Below are 7,354 nucleotides of genomic sequence, written 5' to 3' on the forward strand. Positions count from 1 at the left end.
GGGTCAGTCGGGCTGGTGCGCCAGCGCGCGCGCCTCTTCCATTTTCCGGTAGACCGTATTGCGCGAAATGCCCAGCGCCTTGGCCGCCGCCGAAATATTGCCGTGGTGCGCGCTGACGGTGGCGACGATGGCCTGGACCTCGACCTCGGCCAGCCGCGTTGGCTGCATCGGCTGCGTCAGCGGCGTGCCCTGTGGCCCGCTCGCCGGTGCATGGGCTGCAGGCGCGGCAGCCCGCGCCTGCCGTTCGCGCAGGTCGTCCAGGAAATCGTCGGGCAAGTGGTCCTCGGTGATCTCGGCTTCGCCTTCCGCCATCAGGCGCGCGGTGCGCAGCAGGTTGCCGAGCTGGCGGATGTTGCCCGGCCAGTGGTACCCCCGGAACATCTCCATCACCGCTCCCTTGATGCGAAGCGGCGCGCCGGCGGCATGCTCCTGGCGCAGCAGCTTGCCCGCCACCACGTCAAGATCGCTGCGCTCGCGCAGCGCGGGCAGGCGCACCACCAGGCCGTTCAGGCGGTAGTACAGGTCTTCGCGGAACTGCCCGCCGGCTACCATCTCGCGCAGGTTGCGGTGGGTGGCGCACACCAGCGAAACATCGATATGGATCACCTTGCTGCTGCCCAGCGGCTGCACCGCGCGCTCCTGCAGCGCGCGCAGCAGCCGCCCCTGCAGGTGCAGCGGCATGTCGCCGATCTCGTCCAGGAACAGCGTGCCGCCGTTGGCCAGCAGCATCTTGCCGATCCCGCCCTTCTTGCGGGCGCCGGTGAAGGCGCCTTCCTCGTAGCCGAACAGCTCCGATTCGATCAGGTTCTCGGGGATCGACGCGCAGTTCACCGCGATGAACGGACCCGCGCGGCGCGGGCTGTCGGCGTGGATGGCGCGCGCCATCAGCTCCTTGCCGGTGCCAGTCTCGCCCAGCACCATCACCGGGATGTCCTTGCCAATCACCTTGCGCAACTTGCCGATCACGGCCCGGATCTGGGTGTCGCCGGTGTCCAGCTCATCGAGCCCCGCGGGCGCGGACGGTTCGGCCCGCGGGCGCTGTGGTGCCACGACAGCCTCGCGCGCGTCCGGGCGCGCTGCGTCGACGCCGGGCATCGCGCTCCGGCTGGTCTTCCATTCCACGCGCGCGCTGACCTTGACGCCGCTTGGCAACTGCAGTTGCACCGTGGCCGCCGGTGCCGCGCGCACCGCGTCGAACAGCTGCGACATCGACAAGCCGAACAGCGAAGAGAACGTATGCGCCTGCAGCGCGCCGTTGGAGAGGCCCAGCTGGAACTGCCCGCTGCGGTTCGCCGACAGGAAACGCCCGCCCGGAGTGAACGATACGATGCCTTCCACCAGCGTGCCCAGGAACTCCGCGCGCGAATGGAAGCGGATGCACACCATGTCGCGGAAGGCGTTGCCGAACAACTGGTTTTCGATCATCTGCGCCGACATCCGCACCAGCGCCATGGTGTGCTTGTGGAAACCGCGCTGGTCGCCGGTCACATCGAGCGCGCCGACGGTCTTGCCGTAGGGGTCGAGGATGGTCATGCAGGAACACGTCAGGAACTGGTTCGCTTCCAGGAAGTGGTCGGTGCCGTGGACCAGCGTGGCGCGGTTCTCCGCCAGCGCGGTGCCGATCGCGTTGGTGCCGCGGGACGACTCCGACCAGTCCGCGCCGGCACGCAGCGCCACCTTGTCGGCGCGGGCCAGGAAGTCGTCGTCGCCCAGCGAGTGCAGGATCAGGCCGTCGGCGTCGGTCAGGATCACCATGCTCTGGGTGTTCACGATCTGGTCGTAGAGCGTTTCCATCACCGGCAGCGCATAGGTGAACAGTGACTGGCTGCGTTCGATGCGGGTCTTCAGCTCGCTCTGCAGCACCGGGCAGAAATCCGGCGACTCATAGGGGCGCAGGCCGTAGGAAGCGGAACGCTGGTGGGCCTGGGCAATCAGTTCGGCGCGCTCGGGTTGCGCGGGTTCACCCGCCGGTGCGGCTTGGATGGTCATCGCTGTGTCTCCTGTGGAAGTTCGCCCGCGATCTTTGCGCGGGTCGCTGCCGGCGCCTTCAGCGGGCGCGTGTCCGACAGTGTTGCGCCATGAAGCAAGACGCTTGCCAGAGTGTGGCATTCCGGGACACCGGCGCGGCGATGGCTTGTGCCGCTGTGGCTGCCGCGGCCCTGGCCGGCGCTGCTGCCACGGGGTTAGGCGTCCCGTCGGGCCCGCGTCGGCCCGCTGGTATGGCTCTTGCGGAAATGGCGTCAAACACAGAACCCATTCACCGCAGGAGACATCCATGAAGACGCAGCCCCATTTGCTTGCCTTGCTATCGCTTTGCGCGGCCCTTGCCGCACCGGCTACCGCGCTGGCCCACGGAGACGTCACGCCGCAAGCCGTCGACACCAAGGCCCTGCCACAGCTTGGCGACGAATGGCGTCAGGACAATCCCTACCGCAACGGCGCCGCGCAGCAGGAAGCGCAGCGCATCGGCAGCTCGGCCTACAACCAGAACTGCGCGCGCTGCCACGGCCTGGAAGCGGTGTCCGGCGGCATCGCCCCGGACCTGCGCAAGCTCGACGGCGACTGCGTATCGCTGGCCGATGCCAAGAAGAAGCAGGCCTGCATGGGCGAGATCTCGCAGTTCTACACCACCACCGTGCGCAAGGGCCGCACCCGCGACGGACGCGTCTACATGCCGCCATTTGAGGGCGTGCTGAGCCAGGAAGCGGTGTGGGCGATCAAGACCTACCTGGAATCCCGGCGCGAGTGAGCGCCGGGCATGGTTTCGCAGGCCATGCCGCTCGACATGCCTTTGCGCACGCCCTTCCAGTAACCGTCGTCATTCGATTCCAGGAGAGACCTCATGCTTGCCAGCCCAGTCAGTGGCCAGAGGCTTTGCCAGACCCACGCCGCACCGGCCGCATCGATCCGGCGCCGGCTGTGCGTCGCCTTGCTGGCGGCCGGCGCGGTGCTCTGCACGCAGCCGGCATTGGCCGACCTGGCCAGGATTCGCCAGAACGGCTCCCTCAAGGTTGCGGTCTACAAGGGCCTGCCTCCTTTCTCGGCGGTGGCGGGCAGCCAGTACGACGGCATCGACGTGGCGCTGGCCAGGGCCCTGGCGAGCGAGCTGGGTGTGTCGGTGTCGCTGCTGCCGTTCGATGCCGACGAGAACATGTCCGACGACCTGCGCTCGATGGTCTGGCGCGGGCACTACCTCGGCTACGGCCCTGCGGACGTGATGCTGCACGTGCCGGTCGACCGCGCCTTCATGCGCGCCAACGACAAGGCACTGATCTTCGCGCCTTACTACCGCGAGACCTTCGTGCTGGTGCGCGACCGCGAGCGCGTGCCGGATTTGCACAGCCTGGAGGACCTGGCGGGCCAGCCCGCCGGTGCTGCTGCCGGCTCGGCCGGCGCCAACGCGCTGCTGTCCGGCGCGGGCGGCGCGTTGCGCGACAAGGTGAAGATCTACCCCGAGGCCGGCCAGGCGCTGCGTGCGCTCTTCGCCGGCGAGATCGCGGCCGCGATGGTGACCCGCGCGCAATACGAGAGCGCGCTGCAGGCCGCCGGCCAGTCAGCGGCGCGCTTTGCCACGGCGGACGTCAGCTCGCCGCTGCTGCCGTCGCGCGGCTGGGCCATCGGCATGGCGATCAAGGCCGGCGACAAGGAGCTGGCGCAATCGCTGGAGAATGCGCTCGACGCGCTGCGGCGCAAGGGCGAACTGGCACGCATCTTTGCCGGCTATGGGGTGACGATGCAGGAGCCGTGAGGCGAGGGCGAACGCCGTCACGGCCCGGCCAGCGCCGCGGCCGCGTATAGCAGCAGCGCCACCAGTATCACCGCGGTGAAGCCGGCATGAATCGCGAGCAGCGTGGCAAGGACCGCCGCTACCACCGATGCGCACGCGTTGATGCCCCAGGCCCAGGGCACCAGCGTTTCGTCGCGAGCCGCGACCCGGTCCAGACCCAGCGGAAAGGGCATGCCCATCAGGAATGCCAGCGGCGCGATCAACAGCACCGCGATCGCAATCCGCGCAGGATCGGGCAGCGCGATCAAAAGCCTGAAGACGGCCGGCAGTGCCGCGAGGTAGAGCAGCGATATCGCCCAGATGCCGGCGACCGCCATGGTCGCCTGCCGCCCGTCGCGCGCGCGCAGGCGCTGCGAGTACCGGCTGCCCAGCCCGGCAAAGCAAAGGAAGGCACACAGCACCACCGCGACCGCATATAGCGGATGGCTCAGGAACAGGATGAATTTCTGGATGAAGGCGATCTCGACGAACATGAAGCCGATGCCGACCGCCAGGAAATAGAAGCCGACGCGCCATGTGCGCGGGCCGCCGTTGCTTGTCATATCGGCGGCAGGATGCATGCGGGTGCGCCGCCGCAGGGCGCGCAGCGGTACCACGATCAGCAGCAACGCCGCGGCGGTGGCCTGCAGCAGCGTGGCGACCAGCACCGGATAGCCCCATTCCAGCAGGGGCAGGCCGCCCTGCGACTTCAGCGCCAGCAACTCAGGCAGCGTGCGCCATTTGAAGAAATGGAAGAAATAGGGCTTGTCGTCGGTGGCGGGCCGCACGTCGAACTTGTATTCCGACAGGAAGCGCGCACGTCCGGGACCGAGCAAGGCCTGCGCGGTCTCGAAGAAGTAAGGCTTGTCGAGCACGTTGTAGCGATTGGCCTCGCCTGCCTGGATGCCGGGGTAGTATTCGACGTCGAACGAACGGGCGCGGCAGAAGGCGCGAAGCGCGGCAAGCTCCGCCGCGTCGAATTCGCCGTTTTTCACCAGCAGCGTCGCCGTCTTCCAGCCGCGGATCAGCACCAGCCGCAGCGCAGGCGCCGGCATGTCCATCCCTTCCATGGCGGCCACGGCGGTGGCGAACAGCTTGGGGATATCGCGCGGCGGCAGCGTGACCCAGCGCGTGATTGCCAGCATGCCGCCGGGGCGCAGATGGCGCAGGTAGCCCTGGAAGGCTTCCACGGTATAGAGATAGCTTTCGGACAGCGCATACAGACCCGCCGACGACGTGCTGAAGGAATCGAGCAAGGCTACCTGGATCAGGTCATAGCGGTCCTTGCTGGCCGCCAGGAAGCCGCGCGCCTCGCCGGTAAAGACGCGCACGCCCGGTGCGCTGTACGGCTTGCCCGAGAACGCGGCGAAGCGGCCCTGGACCAGTTCGATCACCTGCGGATTCAGCTCCACCGCATCGACGGCGCTGGCCTGGTGCCAGATCGCCTGCAGGACGTCCGCTCCGGCGCCGCTGCCCAGCACCAGCACCTCAGGGTTTCGCAGCAGGTGGAACGGCAGGGCAGAGGGAAGGTCGCCAAGGTAGGCCAGCGGCTCGCGCCGGCCGTCATAGCGGTTAAGCGCGCTGAGCCCGTCGCCATCCGACAATACCGCCAGCTGTGGCGGGGGCTCGGTGCTGGCATTCAGGCTCAGTCCCGGCGCGTGACGCAGCGGGATCGACGGGCTCTCGACCACCGTGACCAGCCCGAGGGGACTTGAGCGCTGCGCCACCACCCGTGCGTCGCCGATGCGCAGCAGCTGGCTCAGTTCCTTGTACTCGGATGGCCGCGGCGCGATCCATGCTTCGGGCACGGCAGCCGGCGCCATGGCCGCCACCAGCAGGAATGCCGGCAACCATCGCCGATGCCAGCGGCATTCCACACACGCCAGCGCGGCCGCCGCCACGCCTGCCGCGCTGGCCAGCCGCAGCGCTCCGGCCGGGCTCAGGGCGAACAGCGCCACGATGATCCCCAGGCAACCCAGCCCGGCACCCAGGATGTCGAAGCTGTAGACGCGATGGACTTGCGTGTTGAAGCGGCAAAACACCAGGCAGACGCTGGTCGCCGCACAGAAGAACGGCACGAACAGCAGCAGGTAGAGCAGCAGCAGGCGCAGCGGCTGCGATGGCTCCCACAGGATTTCCAGCGGATTGAAGGCGACCTGCTGGGCAATCGCGAAACAGGCCATCGCAGTGGCGCCGAAGAGCATGGCGCCAGCAACGAACGCCGGCATGAAATGGCGCAGCAGCGCCTGCCGTGCGAGCGCGACCAGCGCGCCGGCCGCGCCATAGCCCAGCAGGGCGACGCTGATCATCATGTAGGCGAAGTGGTGCCACAGGATAATGGAAAGCAGACGCATCAGCAGGATTTCATAGCCCAGCGCGGCGGCGGACAACAGGGCCAGGGCGAGCAGGGGCGGTCGTGGCATGGTGCCGGCGCCGCGCTATGGCTTGCTTACCAGCGGCACGAACCTGACCGGCAGGATCTGCCGGGTGGACACGGCGCCATCGGCGGCCTTCTCGACCAGCAGCAGGTATTGCGTCATGAACTGCGCGCCCACCGGGATCACCATGCGGCCGCCCGGCTTGAGCTGGCGGATCAATGGAGGCGGCACATGGCTGGCCGCGGCGGTGACGACGATGGCGTCATACGGCGCGTATTCCTCCCAGCCGTAGTAGCCATCGCCGACCTTGCATGCCACTTGCCGATAGGCCAGGCGCTTCAGCCGGTCGCAGGCCTGCCGTCCCAGCGGCTCGATGATCTCGATGGTGTAGACCGCCTTGACCAGCCCGGCCAGCACAGCCGCCTGGTAACCCGAGCCGGTGCCGATCTCCAGCACGGTATCGCCGGGCTTTGCCATCAGCAGGTCAGTCATCAGCCCGACGATATAGGGCTGCGAGATGGTCTGGCCGTGGCCGATGGGCAGCGGGCGGTTGTGATAGGCGTACGGCTTCTGCGCATCGGGGACGAATTCGTGCCGCGGCACCTGGCCCATCACCGCCATCACGCGCTGGTCCAGCGTGTGCCTGCCGCTGGCAGCGCCGGTCCCGGCGGCGATGGCGGCAATCTCCTTCACCATGTCGGCGCGCTCGGCGGCGCTGCTGTCCTGGGCGGCAGCGCCGCGCCATGCCAGCGCCATGGCGAGGATTGCAGCGAACAGAAGGAGGGCGGGTGACGGTTTCACGACAAGCACCGGTAGGTTGCCTTATTGGACATCGTAGTCACGAAAAGCCGCGCTTCTAAGGGATCCGGCCGGGGGATAATGCACAAAGTCGGAGAGAGTGGAATCTAAGGCACTTTCGGAAATTTTTGAAAAAGACTTGCCACTTTGTTTCGGAGGCCCTAATATTCGCCCCCTCCCGCAGCGCAAGCAGCAATGCAAGCCGGCAGGAGGAAGTGGTTGTCGAGATTTACTTCGGTTGGCAGCGCCGGCCGGAAAAAAGAAATTCACGAAAGCAGTTGCTAAATCGTAGAAAACTCTTTAAGATCTCGTTTCTTCGCTGCTGAAAAAACAGCGCGACGCGATAAGCAAAGCAAATCGCGAAAGTTCTTTAACAAACAAACACCGATAAGTGTGGGCGCTTGATTAACGG

General features: G+C 67.1%; 5 protein-coding genes. 2 read left to right on the forward strand and 3 right to left on the reverse strand.

Annotated elements, in window-relative coordinates:
* Positions 1–3: 3 nt before the first annotated feature.
* Positions 4–1,989: a sigma-54-dependent Fis family transcriptional regulator gene (locus J8I82_RS34950; protein ID WP_209764473.1), complete on the reverse strand. Its 1,986-nt coding sequence runs from the start codon at positions 1,987–1,989 to the stop codon at positions 4–6.
* A 286-nt stretch (positions 1,990–2,275) separates the two neighbouring features.
* Between J8I82_RS34950 and pedF the strand changes: the two genes are divergently transcribed.
* Together pedF and J8I82_RS34960 are read left to right on the forward strand one after the other, a co-directional pair.
* On the forward strand, positions 2,276–2,749 hold the full coding sequence (pedF, locus tag J8I82_RS34955; RefSeq protein ID WP_209764478.1) for a cytochrome c-550 PedF: 474 nt from the start codon (positions 2,276–2,278) through the stop codon (positions 2,747–2,749).
* A gap of 93 nt (positions 2,750–2,842) precedes the next feature.
* The gene (locus J8I82_RS34960; RefSeq protein ID WP_209764479.1) at positions 2,843–3,748 is read left to right on the forward strand and encodes a substrate-binding periplasmic protein; all 906 of its coding nucleotides are present in this window, start codon (positions 2,843–2,845) and stop codon (positions 3,746–3,748) included.
* A gap of 17 nt (positions 3,749–3,765) precedes the next feature.
* Here the strand turns inward: J8I82_RS34960 and J8I82_RS34965 are convergent, their stop codons facing one another.
* Both J8I82_RS34965 and J8I82_RS34970 read right to left on the reverse strand, forming a co-directional pair.
* Positions 3,766–6,189 (reverse strand): spermidine synthase, encoded by a 2,424-nt coding sequence (locus J8I82_RS34965; RefSeq protein ID WP_209764481.1) that lies wholly within the window; start codon positions 6,187–6,189, stop codon positions 3,766–3,768.
* A gap of 15 nt (positions 6,190–6,204) precedes the next feature.
* Positions 6,205–6,840, reverse strand: a complete 636-nt coding sequence (locus tag J8I82_RS34970; RefSeq protein ID WP_209764485.1) for a protein-L-isoaspartate(D-aspartate) O-methyltransferase — start codon at positions 6,838–6,840, stop codon at positions 6,205–6,207.
* Between the last annotated feature and the right edge of the window lie 514 nt (positions 6,841–7,354).

The organism is Cupriavidus consociatus, assembly GCF_017814975.1.
GTDB classification, from domain to species: Bacteria; Pseudomonadota; Gammaproteobacteria; order Burkholderiales; family Burkholderiaceae; genus Cupriavidus; species Cupriavidus consociatus.

Bases quoted from the DNA above. Each gene is read 5' to 3' on its own strand.
- J8I82_RS34950 (WP_209764473.1), bottom strand. From the start codon at position 1,989: ATGACCATCCAAGCCGCACCGGCGGGTGAACCCGCGCAACCCGAGCGC.
- pedF (WP_209764478.1), top strand. From the start codon at position 2,276: ATGAAGACGCAGCCCCATTTGCTTGCCTTGCTATCGCTTTGCGCGGCC.
- J8I82_RS34960 (WP_209764479.1), top strand. From the start codon at position 2,843: ATGCTTGCCAGCCCAGTCAGTGGCCAGAGGCTTTGCCAGACCCACGCC.
- J8I82_RS34965 (WP_209764481.1), bottom strand. From the start codon at position 6,189: ATGCCACGACCGCCCCTGCTCGCCCTGGCCCTGTTGTCCGCCGCCGCG.
- J8I82_RS34970 (WP_209764485.1), bottom strand. From the start codon at position 6,840: ATGGTGAAGGAGATTGCCGCCATCGCCGCCGGGACCGGCGCTGCCAGC.